General features: G+C 61.8%; 14 protein-coding genes and 1 tRNA gene. 13 read left to right on the top strand and 2 right to left on the bottom strand.

Features of this window, described 5'->3' with window-relative positions; all coding sequences use genetic code 11:
- Positions 1-33: 33 nt before the first annotated feature.
- Entirely contained in the window at positions 34-1422 is a 1389-nt protein-coding gene (locus tag ACXYL9_RS00230) for a cytochrome P450 (RefSeq protein ID WP_459037579.1), read from the top strand.
- Here ACXYL9_RS00230 and ACXYL9_RS00225 read toward each other — a convergent pair whose 3' ends face one another.
- Positions 1423-1593: a DUF1674 domain-containing protein gene (locus ACXYL9_RS00225; RefSeq protein WP_459037578.1), complete on the bottom strand. Its 171-nt coding sequence runs from the start codon at positions 1591-1593 to the stop codon at positions 1423-1425.
- Positions 1594-1648: 55 nt separating this feature from the next.
- On the opposite strand from ACXYL9_RS00225, the gene ACXYL9_RS00220 reads away from it, so the two are divergent.
- Complete coding sequence (locus tag ACXYL9_RS00220) at positions 1649-2887, top strand: RsmB/NOP family class I SAM-dependent RNA methyltransferase (protein ID WP_459037577.1); 1239 nt, start codon at positions 1649-1651, stop codon at positions 2885-2887.
- On the opposite strand, the gene msrA is transcribed toward ACXYL9_RS00220, so the two are convergent.
- Positions 2884-3426 (bottom strand): peptide-methionine (S)-S-oxide reductase MsrA, encoded by a 543-nt coding sequence (gene msrA, locus ACXYL9_RS00215; RefSeq protein ID WP_459037576.1) that lies wholly within the window; start codon positions 3424-3426, stop codon positions 2884-2886. The two genes, ACXYL9_RS00220 and msrA, sit on opposite strands and share 4 nt — an antisense overlap.
- A gap of 99 nt (positions 3427-3525) precedes the next feature.
- Here msrA and ACXYL9_RS00210 point away from each other — a divergent pair, with 99 nt between their 5' ends.
- From ACXYL9_RS00210 to ACXYL9_RS00160, 11 genes are all read left to right on the top strand, one after another.
- A complete protein-coding gene (locus ACXYL9_RS00210; RefSeq protein ID WP_459037575.1) occupies positions 3526-4383 on the top strand; it encodes a class I SAM-dependent methyltransferase in 858 nt (285 codons plus the stop codon).
- A 28-nt stretch (positions 4384-4411) separates the two neighbouring features.
- Positions 4412-5275: an N-carbamoylputrescine amidase gene (aguB, locus tag ACXYL9_RS00205; protein ID WP_459037574.1), complete on the top strand. Its 864-nt coding sequence runs from the start codon at positions 4412-4414 to the stop codon at positions 5273-5275.
- Positions 5260-5760 carry a 2-amino-4-hydroxy-6-hydroxymethyldihydropteridine diphosphokinase gene (folK, locus tag ACXYL9_RS00200; RefSeq protein WP_459039826.1) on the top strand — a complete coding sequence of 167 codons (501 nt, stop codon included), beginning with the start codon at positions 5260-5262 and terminating at the stop codon, positions 5758-5760. Before aguB ends, folK begins: the two co-directional genes overlap by 16 nt.
- Positions 5761-5803: 43 nt before the next feature.
- Positions 5804-5879, top strand: a tRNA-Lys gene (locus ACXYL9_RS00195).
- 124 nt (positions 5880-6003) lie between these two features.
- Positions 6004-8094, top strand: a complete 2091-nt coding sequence (locus ACXYL9_RS00190; protein WP_459037573.1) for a chemotaxis protein CheA — start codon at positions 6004-6006, stop codon at positions 8092-8094.
- Complete coding sequence (locus ACXYL9_RS00185; RefSeq protein ID WP_459037572.1) at positions 8094-8543, top strand: chemotaxis protein CheW; 450 nt, start codon at positions 8094-8096, stop codon at positions 8541-8543. Before ACXYL9_RS00190 ends, ACXYL9_RS00185 begins: the two co-directional genes overlap by 1 nt.
- A gap of 54 nt (positions 8544-8597) precedes the next feature.
- The gene (locus tag ACXYL9_RS00180) at positions 8598-8963 is read left to right on the top strand and encodes a response regulator (protein ID WP_459037571.1); all 366 of its coding nucleotides are present in this window, start codon (positions 8598-8600) and stop codon (positions 8961-8963) included.
- Positions 8964-8974: 11 nt separating this feature from the next.
- Positions 8975-10054 (top strand): chemotaxis-specific protein-glutamate methyltransferase CheB, encoded by a 1080-nt coding sequence (gene cheB / locus ACXYL9_RS00175; RefSeq protein ID WP_459037570.1) that lies wholly within the window; start codon positions 8975-8977, stop codon positions 10052-10054.
- Positions 10051-10932: a CheR family methyltransferase gene (locus ACXYL9_RS00170; RefSeq protein WP_459037569.1), complete on the top strand. Its 882-nt coding sequence runs from the start codon at positions 10051-10053 to the stop codon at positions 10930-10932. The genes cheB and ACXYL9_RS00170 overlap by 4 nt, the downstream gene beginning before the upstream one ends.
- Positions 10933-10995: 63 nt before the next feature.
- The gene (locus ACXYL9_RS00165) at positions 10996-12534 is read left to right on the top strand and encodes a putative bifunctional diguanylate cyclase/phosphodiesterase (protein ID WP_459037568.1); all 1539 of its coding nucleotides are present in this window, start codon (positions 10996-10998) and stop codon (positions 12532-12534) included.
- Positions 12531-13943 (top strand): methyl-accepting chemotaxis protein, encoded by a 1413-nt coding sequence (locus tag ACXYL9_RS00160; protein ID WP_459037567.1) that lies wholly within the window; start codon positions 12531-12533, stop codon positions 13941-13943. The genes ACXYL9_RS00165 and ACXYL9_RS00160 overlap by 4 nt, the downstream gene beginning before the upstream one ends.
- Positions 13944-13974 lie beyond the last annotated feature (31 nt).

Below are 13974 nucleotides of genomic sequence, written 5' to 3'. Positions count from 1 at the left end.
AGTAAGTAGCGTTTCGAAACTCGAGGAATTTTCATGGCGACCCTCGCCCCGCATCAGCCCGTCCGACCCGTGCCGACTCACTGGACGGAAGGCGTGCCGCCCAAGCAGGCGATCGCCCATATCCCGGGCGAGAAGGGCCTGCCCATTGTCGGCCACACTTTCACCCAGTTGCGCGACCCCCACGCATTCACCCGCCGCATGGTGGCGCAATATGGCAAGGTTTACCGCGTTCACAGTTTCGGCGGCTGGAACGTCGCGCTGATCGGGGCCGAAGCGAATGAGTTGGTCCTGTTCGACCGCGAGAAACGATTTTCGAGCGAACAGGGCTGGGGCCCGGTGCTCGACAAGCTCTTTCCGCGAGGCTTGATGCTGCTCGATTTCGACCACCACCGAGCTGATCGGCGGGCGTTGTCCATTGCCTTCAAGCCGGAACCGATGCGGCATTATGCCGGGGCGCTCAATCGCGGGATTGCCCTACGCATGGACGAATGGGGCGAAGGCCCGATGCAGTTTTATCCGGCGATCAAGCAACTCACGCTCGACCTGGCCGCCGACAGTTTTCTCGGGCTGCCGTTCGGCCCCGAAGCCGACGCCATCAACACCGCCTTTATCGACATGGTGCAGGCCTCGGTCGCACCGGTGCGCCGGCCCCTGCCGTTCACCAGGATGAAGAAGGGGGTCGATGGGCGCGCTTTCCTGGTCGACTGGTTCACCCGCGAGACCCGTCGCATCCGCGCTGAAGGCGGGGGGCAGGACATGTTCAGCCAGTTCGCAACAGCCGAATACGAGGACGGCCGACAGATGCCGGTCGACGAAGTGGTCGATCACATGAGCTTCCTAATGATGGCTGCACACGACACCATCACTTCCAGCGCCACTTCGATGGTGTTTCATCTGGCGCAAAATCCCGACTGGCAGGAGCAGCTACGGCAGGAATTGACGGCGGTTACCGGGGGGGAAGGGCGCGTGCTGGATTATGGGCAGCTAGGCGAGCTGGAATTGACCGAGATGGCATTCAAGGAGGCCCTGCGGATGACCCCGCCGGTGCCCTCGATGCCGCGCCGTGCGCTGACAGGATTCGAGTTCGGCGGCTATCACATTCCCGCCGGCCAGCACGTCGGCATCAATATCCATTACACGCATCATTCGGAGGAATATTGGGACTCTCCCTATTCCTTCGACCCGATGCGTTTCACACCTGACAAGGTGAAGGCGCGGCACAAATACGCGTGGGTGCCGTTCGGCGGCGGAGCGCACATGTGCATCGGACTCCATTTTGCCTACATGCAGGTCAAGATCCTGATGGCACACATGCTGACCCGCTATCGCATAACCGCCACCGAGGGATATGACCCCAAATGGCAGGCGTGGCCGATCCCGCAGCCCAAGGACGGGCTAAAAATTACTCTCGAGAAGCTTTGATTAGCTGAAATCGATGGCTATGCCGTCCTTTACCCAATCGCCATAGCGGGTTGGGCTCAGGCCGTCGGGATCGCCCGCGCTGGCCTCGATTGGCATTGGCTCGGGCGCGGGTTCATTGGTCCAGTGGTCCGGCTTCCTGAATTCGGCGGGGCGTTTTGTGGCGCGCTTCATGCCCGCCAAGATGCGCGCACTGGCGCTCTGTTTCAACCTGCCCTAACGGCGTTGCATGGCTCAACCCCCCGGAATTCACTCGCGCCGCGCGGCCTTGCAAATGCTCGACGCGGTATTGCGTCGGGGCGAAACGCTCGAACAGGCAGAAGGTCCGGCGCTGCGCCAGGTGCGCAAGCCGGCCGACAAGGCTCTGGCTCGCGCTATCGCCAATGAAACGCTGCGCTGGCTGGTCGATCTGGACGCCCTGATCGACAGTGCCACCAAGCAGGTCCTGCCCGGTGATGCCAAGGTGCGCAGCGTGTTGCGATTGATGCTGGCGCAATGGCTCCGGCTGGAGACGCCACCGCACGCAGTAATCGCGACCGGCCTGCCTTTGTTGGCAGGCGGGCCGCGCCGGTTGGCGCACGGCGTTTTCTCGACCTTGGACAAGGGTGAAGTTGCGCTGCCCGCGCATCCGACCCTGCCGGAAGCGGTTAGCGCGCGATGGGGCGACCGGGCCGAGGCGATCTCGGCGGGTCTCGCCGAGCCGCCGCCGCTCGACCTCGCGCTGCGCGATGCCCAGGAAACGCGGCATTGGGCCAACCAGCTTGCTGGCGACAGTCTTGCGCCGGGACACCTGCGCCTGCCGCGCGGCGAAGCGATCGAGACGCTCGGAGGCTTTGCCGAGGGCACATGGTGGGTGCAGGACATTGCCGCATCTCTGCCGGCTCGTTTGCTCGGGGAAGGCAAGGGGCGCCACGCGCTCGACCTGTGCGCCGCGCCGGGCGGCAAGACCCTACAACTGGCGGCCGCTGGCTGGACGGTCACCTCCCTCGACATCAGCAAGCGCCGGTTGGGCCTGCTCAAGGACAATCTGAAGCGTACCGGGCTGAGCGCATCGACCATTCGGGCGGACGCACTGACGTGGGAGCCGAAACATCGCTTCGACGCGATCCTGCTCGATGCCCCATGCACTGCGACCGGCACCTGCCGTCGCCACCCCGATGTGTTACACCGGATCGGGCCGCGCCAGATCGCGGAAATGAGCGAGTTGCAGTCGGCGCTGATTGCGCGCGCGGGCGGCTGGCTCAACCCTGGCGGAGTGCTGGTTTACGCGGTCTGCTCGCTCGAACGCGAAGAGGGCGAGGAGCAAGCGGCACAAGTCGAGTTGCAACCATATCCGGTCACGGCTGACGAACTTCCGGCTGGGCTGACACCGACTCTGGAAGGCTGGGTGCGAACCGATCCCGGGATGCTGGGCGAGCAAGGCGGGCTCGACGGGTTCTTCATCGCCCGTTGGCGGGCGCCCAGTTAGTCGTCCGCCTTAACCTTGTCGGCGAAGCTCTTGCGCAGCTTCATCAGCTTGGGCGGGATCACCGCGAGGCAGTAAGGATTGCGCTGGCCTTCTCCGTCCCAGTAATCCTGATGATAATCCTCGGCCGGGTACCACTCGGTCAGATCTTCGATGGTCGTCACCGCTTTGCCGTCATTTTCCGCGTTCCAGCGCTCGATGGCTGCCTCGGCTTCTGCGCGCTGATCCTGGTCGAGCGGGAAGATTGCGCTGCGATATTGCGCGCCGACGTCGTTGCCCTGCCGGTTCAACTGGGTCGGATCATGAGTGCCCAGGAACATGTCGTAGATTTCTGTGAGGCTGACGGTCTCGGGGTCGAACGTCACACGGATTGCCTCTGCATGGCCGGTGTCGCCGCTGCATACCTGTTTGTAAGTCGGGTCGGCGACATGGCCGCCGATATAGCCGCTTTCGACTCCGTTCACCCCGATAACGTCCTTGAACACCGCTTCGGTGCACCAGAAACAGCCGCCTGCGATTATGGCCTGGCTCGTCTTGCTCATTGAATTCTCCGTGGCTTTGTTCGAACATGGGCGCTCTGCCTGGCAATTTCCATCGCTGTCCGCACATTATTGGGCCAGCAATACAAAGGAACGAACCCGATGATGAAACCGCTTTTCGCCGCCACTGCCACCATGGCCGTCATGGCTGCCAGTCCTGCACTGGCTGACAATCATGGCGAAAAACCTGCTGCGATGATGGCTGATCATCATGTCCACCACGCATTGATGGCTGCTGCTGCGGCAGACAACCGCGCCGAGGACCGGGCCCGTGACCAGTATCGCCACCCGGTCGAGACGCTAATGTTCTTCGAAGTCGAACCCGACATGAAGGTCGGCGAATACGCCCCCGGCGGCGGCTGGTATTCGCGCATGCTGGGCAATTACCTGGGCGATAAAGGCCGGCTGGTCGGGCTCTATTTCGACCCCGCTTCGGGCCCGTTCAACGAGCAGACGCAAAAGGGCATTCGCGATGGCGCGGCGGGATTTGGTGCCAAGACGGCCGGACAGGTCGGCAAGCCAGCCGCCAATTTCGGCGGGCTGACACTCGACGCTGTGCCGGACTCGGAGAAGGGCAGCTATGACAGGATCCTGCTGGTGCGGATGCTGCACAACATGTGGCGTTGGAACAATGCCGACAGTGAAATTGCGGCCATGCGCGAACTGCTTGCCGATGACGGCTTGCTCGGGATCGTCCAGCACCGTGCCAAGGCCGAGGCCCCGTGGTCTTATGCCAATGGCAGCAAGGGCTATCTGCGCCAGCAGGACGTGATCGACTGGATGCGCACGCAAGGGTTCGAACTCGTTGGCCTGAGCGAAATCAACGCCAATCCGATGGACACAGCCGATCATCCCGAAGGCGTGTGGGAAATGCCCCCGGTCCAGCGCACCGACCGCGCAGACCTCGCCGACAAGGGGGAAAGCGATCGCATGACACTGCTGTTCAGGAAGGCTGACTGACGCTAGGGGCGGCGCGAGGGGTAATACCATGCGTGAAATTATCGTCGCCGCCCTCCAGCTGCCGCTTGGCAGTGATGACGAGCAGGCCAACATCGACGCCGTGAGTGAACTGGTCGAACAGGCCGTTGCGGGCGGGGCGGAGATTGTCCTGCCGCCCGAACTCTTTGCCGGCCCCTATTTCTGCCAGGTCGAAGACGAGGCGCTGTTCGCGCGCGCGCGCCCAACACTGGAGCATCCATCGGTCATCGCCATGCGCAAGCTGGCGGCAAGGCTGAAAGTGACCATTCCGACCAGTTTCTTTGAACGTGACGGCCACCACTACTTCAACACGCTGGCGATGATCAGCCCGGATGGCGAGATACAGGGTACCTATCGCAAGAGCCATATTCCCGACGGCCCGGGTTACGAGGAAAAATACTATTTCCGTCCCGGCAATGACGGCTTCAAGGTCTGGGACGTGCCCACCCGGACAGGCACTGCACGCGTAGGCGTCGGCGTGTGTTGGGACCAATGGTATCCCGAAGCGGCGCGAGTGATGGCGCTGATGGGGGCAGAGCTGCTGTTCTACCCGACCGCCATCGGCTCCGAGCCCTATGATGCCGAGTTCGATACCAGTCGCATGTGGCAACGCGCCATGCAGGGACACAGCGTGTGCAACTGTATGCCCGTCGTCGCCGCCAACCGGATAGGGACCGAAGGGCAGGCGGATTTCTACGGGCACAGCTTCATCACCAACGAGTGGGGAGACATGCTGGAGCAATTCGGGCGCAAAGAGGCAGGCGTCCTTTTGACGACTCTCGATCTCGACCAGGCTGCCACGCACCGCGCCGGCATGGGCTTCTTTCGCGACCGTAGGCCGCTGCTATACGGCCGGCTCTGCGAGGACATCTGAGCAGCACCTATCTTATCGCGCTGGGCTCCAACCGGCGGCATCATCGCTATGGCCCGCCGCGTGCGGTGGTGCTGGCGGCGATGGAAGAACTGGCAGCGCTTGGTACGGTTTCCGACCGCTCTGCGGTGTTCGACACCGCGCCTCTTGGACCGGCGCAGCGCCGTTTTGCCAATGCCGCTGCCGTGCTGGAGACCGAATTTGATCCTGGCACCCTGCTGACGGCATTGCAGCACATGGAACGAAGCTTTGGCCGTCGCCGGGCGCAACGATGGGCAGACCGGACGCTCGATCTGGATATCGTGCTGTGGAGCGAGGGCTTCTTTGCCGCAGATGGTCTCGTCATCCCCCATCCGTCATTTCGTGAACGTGGATTCGTTCTTGACCCGGCAAGCGCTATCGCCCCTGACTGGGTCGACCCGCGGAGCGGACTAACACTCAGACGTTTAAAAGCCCGCTTGACCCACCCGCGCCCCGCCCCTAGTTGACGCGCCCTGTGCTGCATCGCCCACGGCTGGCGGCACATCAGGTGGGCCCTTAGCTCAGTCGGTAGAGCAACTGACTTTTAATCAGTAGGTCGCTGGTTCGAACCCAGCAGGGCTCACCACCTTTTCTTCTTCAAGCATATCGCGCTGACCGCATGGGGCGATCGGCCCCTGCATCGGCACGGCCCTTACCGGCTGTTAACCATCGCTTGCCATAAGCTTCGTTCGACGAGGGGTGGCAGGGATATGCACATGGACGATCTGCTGGCGGAATTCGTGGCCGAGACCCGCGAAATGCTGGAGGCGTTGGGCAGCGAGCTGGTCGCATGGGAGAGCGAGCCAGAGGACCGCGAGCGTCTCGATGTAATCTTCCGGTTCGTTCACACCGTCAAAGGCAATTGCGGGTTTTTCGACTTTCCTCGTCTCGAGGCCCTCAGCCATGCGGCCGAGGACGCACTCGGCGAGGTCCGTTCCGGTCGACGCATTGCCGATGAGACGCTGGTTAGCGCAGTACTCGCCATCATTGATCGGATCAGTGCCCTGACCGATGCGGTCGAGGCGGGTGAGGAAATAGCGCAGGAAGGTGACCAGGCCTTGATCAACGCGCTGGCGCACGATCCGGACAGCGCCGAGGCGGCCGCGCTGGCAAAGCCATCGAGCGGCGCGCCGAGCGAGGTGAGAAACAGGCATGTTGCCGTCCAGCGCTCGATCCGCCTGCCGGTCGACCTGCTCGATCGGATGATGAGCGGCGTGTCCGACCTCGTATTGGCGCGCAACGATCTGGCACGGGTGCTGCGTGAAGTTGGGAGTGATCCGCGCGTCGATGGACCGTTCGAACGTATGACCTCGATCCTCGACGATGTCCGTGACGCGGCAACGCGCATGCGGATGCAGCGGATCGAGTTTCTCTTTTCCGCTTTGCCACGGCAGGTTCGTGATCTCGGCCAGGAACTGGGCAAGCAGGTCATGGTCGACCTTGAAGGCCAGGACGTGGAGCTTGACCGCGAGATGATCGAATCGATTCGCGATCCGCTGACGCACATTATTCGCAACGCTATCGGCCACGGGCTGGAATGCCCGGCCGAGCGGCGTAAGGCCGGCAAGCGCGAGATTGGCGTGGTGTCGGTTTCCGCCCGGCAGGCCGGCAACCAGATTTTCCTCGTGGTCAGCGATGACGGGCGCGGGATCGATGCCGACAGACTGATTGAAAAGGCGATAGAGGCAGGGATCGTTACCGAACAGGACGCCGCCGAAATGGATATGGCGGAAAAGCACAATCTGGTTTTTGCAGCAGGGTTATCGACTGCTGCCGAAGTCACTTCGCTCTCCGGGCGCGGCGTGGGGATGGATGTCGTACGTTCGAACATCGAGCGTATCGGTGGCACGATCGGCGTCAGCAGCATTGTCGGCGAAGGCACGACGATATTTATGCGGCTGCCGCTCACGCTCAGCATTATCGCAACCCTGACGGTCAAGAGTGTCGGTCAGCGTTTCGCCTTGCCCCGATCGGGCGTCGAGGAGGTTATCTACGGCGGCGATCCCGACCTGGGATACACCGAGATCGGGGACGGCCTGTTCATCAATTTTCGCGGGAATCGCATACCGTGTATCGCGTTGTCGGACGTCCTGGGGCAGGAAAACGACCTGCCAGTGACCCGGCGGACCTTCATTGTCATCCGCCACTCGCCAACCGAGATCAGCGCCATCGCGGTCGACAAGGTGCTCGATCACGACGAGGCAGTAATCAAGCCAATTGCCCCGGCGGTAACGAATACGCGCCTCTATACCGGCGCGACGCTTCTGTCCGACGGCACCCCGGTGCTGGCACTCGACATCAACAGTATCGCGGTCGATCACGAGATCGTCACCGACGGGCGTTCGCGCGCAGTAACGGTCGATGTCGAGCAGGCGAGCGATGCAGACTGTGCCGAGGCTGTCCGGGTGATGCTGTTCATCGATCATGACGGCCAGCAGCGCGCGGTCGAAATGGACCGTGTCGAACGCATCGAGACAATCGATAGCGCGACCATCGAGCGCCACGCCGAAGCCAGCAGGGCGGTGATCGACGGCAGTATGCGGGTGCTGGGTGGACTGGGAACCAGCGAGCCGGACCGGGAGAGGTTGCGCCTGTTGCGCCTGCGGTCGGACGGACGCGAGGCGTTCTACGCGGTGCGCGCTATCATAGACGTCGCGCCGCTCAAGGATGCGATCAAGGACGACGCCAGCGAGCCGCTGACCCGCGGCTATGTTGTGGTGAACGAGCGGCCTACGCCTCTGCTCGATGCCGATGCAGTGATCGCCAAATGGGGTGATGCATGCCACGAGGAGACGCGTTGATGGAAGGGGACCTTCTGCTGGTCGCTATTGTCGCTGGGCGCCATGTCGCGCTGCCGGCCAAAGATGTCGCATCTGTTAGCGAGCTCGAAAAGGTGACGCCCGCTCCGCGCGCGCCTCATTGGATCGAAGGGGTCGGGGCACAGCGTTCACGGGCCCTGACCGTAGTCAACTGCCAGCGCGCTATCGGTCTCGAGTCCAGCTATCACCAACAGGACGGAGAAGAGGAAACGCGGTGCATCGTCGCCCTGTGTGATGACTATCTTTACGCCCTGCGGGTCGATGCGATCCTCGACGTCACGATGGCGAAAAGCGACTTGGCACCTGCTCCCAAGGGATTGGGAGCCACTTGGAGATCGGTGGCGACAGGGGTGATCGAAACCGCGTTCGGCCCGGCGCTGATGCTGGATCTGCCCGCGCTGTTGGCCGGGCCCGGCCGCGAGGCAGCTTAATCGATTGGAAACCATGGCGCGTTAGGACACTCGCGGTTGCAAAGGAATTTATTGATGAAGTCCTGTCTGATCGTCGATGACTCGCGGGTCATCCGGAAGGTATCCCGCCACATTCTCGAAACCCTCGGTTTCGGAGTTGAAGAGGCCGAACACGGGCAGGAAGCGCTCGACAAGTGCAACGAGGCCATGCCCGATGTCATCCTTCTCGACTGGAACATGCCGGTGATGAGCGGCATCGAATTCATCAAACAACTGCGCGCGCGCCCCGGTGGTGGCGAACCCAAGGTGGTCTTCTGCACGACCGAGAACGACGTTGCGCATATTCGCGAGGCGATCGATGCCGGTGCCGACGAATATGTCATGAAGCCGTTCGATCACGAGACGTTGCAGATCAAGCTTCAGCTGGTGGGCTGCGCCTGAAGGAGCCCGTGATGGGTTCTGCCCTTCCTGAAAACCAAGGTTTTTCTGCCCCGGGTGCCGGTCGTCTTGGCCGCATAAGGGTCATGGTGGTCGATGATTCGCTGACCGCCCGTTCCGCGCTTGTCCGCACTATCGAAGCCCGCCCCGATATGGAGGTAGTGGCCACCGCAGGCAGCGCCGAGGTGGCATTGGAATTGCTCGACAGCCGCCAGGTCCACGTCATCCTCCTTGATCTCGAAATGCCTGGTATGGGCGGGCTGAAAGCCTTGCCGCAAATTCTCGCCAAAGCGCGCGGGGCAAAGGTTTGCGTTGTTTCAACGCTCACCACAAATGGCGCCGAAGCAACGGTTGCCGCCCTGGCCATGGGCGCCGCCGATACGCTCGCCAAGCCGCGTTCGGGTGCTTTTACCGACGCCTATCGGGCAGAACTGGTGAGCAAGATCGTGGCAATTGCAGGCAGGGATCGCCCATCGCTAAAGCCACGAAAGACCCCGATATCGGCAAGATCAGGGCACGCACCCGCTATTCTTGCGATCGGGGCATCCACCGGTGGTATCCATGCTCTGGGACGCCTGCTCGACAAGCTGTCGCCTGCGCTGGACCTGCCGATCCTCGTGACCCAGCACCTGCCCAAATCATTTATGTCGATTTTTGCCCGTCAACTCGCGTCAATGGCCGGCAGGAAGTCGCAAGTTGCGGTCGATGGAATGGCTGTTGAGCCTGGCCAGGTGCTGGTCGCTCCGGGGGACGGTCACCTTTTGCTGCGCCGCGAGGATAACCGCGTCGTCGCCGAGATCGCTGATTACGATGTGCCTAGCGGTTGCCGACCATCAGTGGACCCGATGCTAGAATCGGTTGCCAGTATTTACGGCGCGCGCGGCATGGGAATCATCCTGTCGGGGATGGGTCGCGATGGATCACTGGGCGCCCGTACCCTGTTTGATGCAGGGGGCACGCTGCTGGCGCAGGGTGAAGACAGTTGCGCCGTGTTCGGAATGCCACGCGGCATTATCGAGGCAGGGCTCGCGGCAGCTGTCGGCGCGCCGGAAGAACTGGCCATACTCATAGACGAAAGCGTCAGGGCTAAATGAGCGAAGAAAATCCGGCCTCTCTGCAGATCGTCGCAGAACTCCTGCGTGCGCGCACGGGCCAGCAGCTCGGAGCGGGCAGGATGTGGCGCATATCCGGTGCGTTATCGGGAGTTTTCCGTCGCCAGAACATATCCAACGTCGACCAACTCGTATGTCTGCTGACAGAGCCAGGCGGAGACAAGTTGGCGGACGAGGTGGTCGAGGCACTGCTCAACAACGAGACCTACTTCTTCCGGGACAAAAGCCTGTTCGACCTGCTGGAACGCGAGATCCTGCCGCGCCTGCACGAACAACGCCGAGGCCAAAGGACGTTGCGGATCTGGTCTGCCGGCTGCTCGAGCGGACAGGAGCTCTATTCCATTGCGATGTTACTGGCATCGCAGCGCGAGCGGTGGGACGGCTGGAAACTGGAACTGCTCGGGACCGATATTTCGCCACGGATCATCGACACAGCGCGCGCCGGGATATTCTCGCAATTCGAAGTTCAGCGGGGTCTGACTGTAACCCAGATGTTGGGCTGTTTCGCCCAGAACGCACGCGGCTGGCAGATCGATCATTCGTTGCAGCGGATGGTCAGCTTTCGCCAGCACAACCTGCTCGACCCGCTTCCGGTCGGCACCTCGTTCGATCTGGTGCTCTGCCGCAATGTCTTGCTCTATTTTGATCCGATCGTCCGCCAACAGGTATTTGAGCGGCTCCACGAGGTGATGGCGCAGGATGCATATCTGGTGTTGGGAGTTGGTGAAACGGCTGTGGGGCAGACGCAGGTGTTCAAGCCCGCAAGTGGCTTGCCCGGGATCTTTCAGCCGGCTCCAACGGCGCCGGAATCCGGTTATGTCGAAGCGACCCCATCAACGCGGTCTATGCTTAACCGATAGTTAGACCTTTGGCCCCTAATCTAGGGGTTAATACGGTAGGATCGCATTCGGGGGTTTTCAGTCGTGCTCAAGGGTTTCAACCCCCAGAACTGGTCTGCGGCGCAAATAGTTTTTGCGCCCATTGCTGCCAATTGCCTGCTGGTACTGGCGATCGGCGGTGCTGCCTTGACACTCGCCGCTTACGACGTCCTTTCCTGGCCCGTTCTCGCGGGACTTGCCACCGTACTGTTTGCAAGCGCGAGTTGGGGACTCGTGCGGCTCGGTCTTGCGGGGATGAGGCAGATCGAATTGGCCACGCGAATTGACGGACTGACACGGCTTCCCAACCGCCGCGCAATCCACGCCGATATTGCGAACAAGGCCAACGGTGACGAAGAAATCGCGGTTGCGCTCATCGATCTCGACGGCTTCAAGCATGTAAACGATCACTATGGCCACGCCATTGGCGATGCGCTGATCAAGCAGGTTGCGGAAAGGATCGGCCGTATCGTTCGCGACGAAGCAAGTCTCTATCGCCTTACCGGAGATGAATTCGCTCTTGTCGTAATCGGTCCGATTGCCGGCAATGTGCTGGAAGGTCTTTCGCGCATGGTGGTCGAACAGTTCCAGGCTCCGCTGCTTTTGGGCGAACGCCAGATTTCGGTTGGCGCGAGTGTCGGGCTGGCCCGGAGCGATGGTAAGGACGGCTTGGAAAGCTCTGAATTGCTACGCCGCGCCGATGTCGCGATGTTCGCGTCCAAGCGCGGGGGCAAGATGCGCTGCACTTGGTTTACGGAAGAGTTTGACCGCAACCGCGAAGCGCGCCGTGATCTCGATACCGACCTCCGCACGGCGCTCGCCAACGAGGAATTCCGGCTCAATTATCAACCGCTGGTCGATGCAGGCAACGGCCAGATCGTTGCAGTGGAAGCGCTGATTCGTTGGGAACGACCTGACGGAGCGGCGATCGGTCCCAACGTCTTCATCCCTATTGCCGAGGAAACCGGCCTGATCAATCCGATCGGCCTGTGGGCGCTGCGCCGTGCCTGCACCGATGCCCGTCGATGGGCAGACCTGACATTGTCGGTAAACATCTCGGCAGCGCAATTGCGCAATCCGGAATTTCCCTTCCAGGTCGGGCAGGTGCTGGAAGAAACCGGTTTCCCGGCCGAACGGCTCGAGCTGGAAGTTACCGAGACCTGCCTAGTTCTCGATCCGGTGGTGGTCGGACGCAGTCTCGACGTTATCCGCCATTTTGGTGTCAGCATCTCGCTCGACGATTTCGGTACCGGCTATGCCTCTATCGGTTTTCTGCGGCAGTTCCGCTTCGAAAAGCTGAAACTGGATCGCTCGCTGGTGGTCGATGCCCAACAGGACGATGGCAGTCGGGCGATGATGATTTCCAGCATCTCGCTCGCCCGGGCGATGGCAATGGGTGTGACCGCGGAAGGGGTCGAGACCGAAGCACAGGCCGATCTCGTGCGGGCCGCCGGCGCCGACCAGATTCAAGGGTGGTTGTACTATCGGGCCATGCCGCCTGAACAGATCGACGAATTGCGGGAAAACTTCAGGTCCGAAGCCTTGGCCAATCCGCCTGAGATCGCCGGGAGTGTACTGGTATGACGACCCTTGGCGACTTGACGACGGATATGCGCGACACAGTAGAGGCGGAACTTCGCCGTAAGCTTGGCGCAGATGAGGTCCAAGGTAGCAGCGCCGCAGGTGATGATCCGGTTGATCTCGGCTGGCGCGGCGGCAAGCGCAAGATTTTCGGCTGCATCGTGGTTCCGATCTTACTACTCGGGATTCTCGATTTCGTTGCGCTGGGTCAACTGGAGGCAGTGGCACAGGCTGGATCGTCGGCCGCTGCGGAACACGCAATCGCGAAGGCGGTCTGGATCATTCTAGGCACCACGATAGCGCTCGCGGCCATCGCCGTTGCCGGGGGGCTCTATCTGGCCAGGGACGTACTGCAGGTCGCGCAGCGCATGGCGCACTCAATGCGCTCGATCGCCAATGGGCGAACCGATCTCGAGATCGAGGACAAGGATCGAGAAGACGAGTTTGGCGAAATGGCCCGCTCGCTCGAAATCCTGCGACGCGGGACGAGACACCTGTTGCAGCTGGCTATGCGTGACAGCCGTGCCCAGGAGAAGAACGCGCAGTTGCAAGCGCGGGCGAAAGCCGAGCTGATTGCATTGTCCGAGCATTTCGACCGCACCATCGGTAATGTCGTCGCAGGCGTCGCCTCTGCATCATCGCAACTTCATACGACAGCGACCGATATGTCGCTGGCTGCCAAACAGTCGCATGAAGATTCGGAGGAGGTCGCAGGTGCGATGGAAGAAGCTGCTGCGGGTGCATCTGCCGCAGCCTCTGCAAGCGACGAGTTTGCCTTGTCGATCGGCGAAATCAGCCGCCAGGCTGCCGACTCGGCCGAGATGGCCCGAAAGGCGCGGCATACCGCGGACGAGGCCGATGTAACGATTTCCGCGCTGGACGAGGCGGCAAGCCAGATCGGCCAGGTGGTCGAACTGATCTCGACAATCGCCAGCCGTACCAACCTGCTCGCGCTCAATGCCTCGATCGAGGCGGCACGTGGCGGCGAAGCAGGACGCGGCTTTGCTGTTGTCGCTTCGGAAGTGAAGGAACTGGCGGGCCAGACGACCCGGGCCACCGAAGACGTGGCACGGCAAATCCGTGCAATTCAGGAATCGACAGGGGCCAGCGTTGGCGCGCTACGTACTGTGAGCACCGAAATCCAGCAGATCGAAAGCACCGCAATCGCGATTGCATCGGCGGTCGACCAGCAATCGATGGCCGGGCGGGATCTCGCCCAGAGCATCGACCGGGCCGCTCGCAACAGCGAGAAAGTGGGGCAGCATGTGCGCGAAGTCCGCGCCAATGCGTTGCGTACGGGCTCGGCCGCCTCACAAGTACTCGAATCGGCAGGCGAGCTGGATCGGCAAGCATCGACTCTGCGTAGCCAGGTCGATGGCTTTATGGCCAAGATCCGCGCCACTGCCGGCTGACACCTGGTAAGGTCCCGAGGGGCTGGAATCC

It is taken from the genome of Qipengyuania sp. CAU 1752 (assembly GCF_054482615.1).
The sequence above is the reverse complement of the archived record's forward strand: the minus strand, read 5'-3'. Positions and strand labels throughout refer to the sequence as shown.